Source organism: Exiguobacterium profundum (genome assembly GCF_001909285.1).
In the GTDB taxonomy this organism is placed as follows: Bacteria; Bacillota; Bacilli; order Exiguobacteriales; family Exiguobacteriaceae; genus Exiguobacterium; species Exiguobacterium profundum.
In genome coordinates, this window is sequence record NZ_MRSV01000005.1 from 1 (window position 1) to 511 (window position 511).

Genomic DNA, 511 nt, shown 5'->3' on the forward strand with positions numbered 1-511 from the left:
CACCTACGGAAACCTTGTTACGACTTCTCCTTCCTCTAAGTGATAAGGTTTACGAAACTTCCCGCAAATGGTTCAAGCCCATCCGCAGTCCAGATAGTTCACCACATCACTCGAAATCGGTAGGAGCGACGGGCGGTGTGTACAAAGGGCAGGGACGTATTCAGCACAGGCTGATGACCTGTGCTTACAAGGAATTCCTCGTTCAAGATCTATAATTGCAAAGATCTATCCCCAGCACGACATGTCCTAACAAGATTTCCCGTGCCCTTTCGGGACAGGTAAAATAGCTCGCTGAACATGTCAGTGTAGCGCGCGTGCGGCCCAGGACGTCTAGGGGCATCACAGACCTGTTATTGCCTTAAACTTCCATGTATTTAAAACACATAGTCCCTCTAAGAAGTTATACCTCTTGTTCAGAAGCAAACTAGTTAGCAGGTTAAGGTCTCGTTCGTTATCGGAATTAACCAGACAAATCACTCCACCAACTAAGAACGGCCATGCACCACCACCC

At 47.9% G+C, this 511-nt stretch carries 1 rRNA gene; it reads right to left on the reverse strand.

Annotated elements, in window-relative coordinates:
• Positions 1-511, reverse strand: a 16S ribosomal RNA gene (locus tag BBB58_RS15695); the annotation flags it as partial.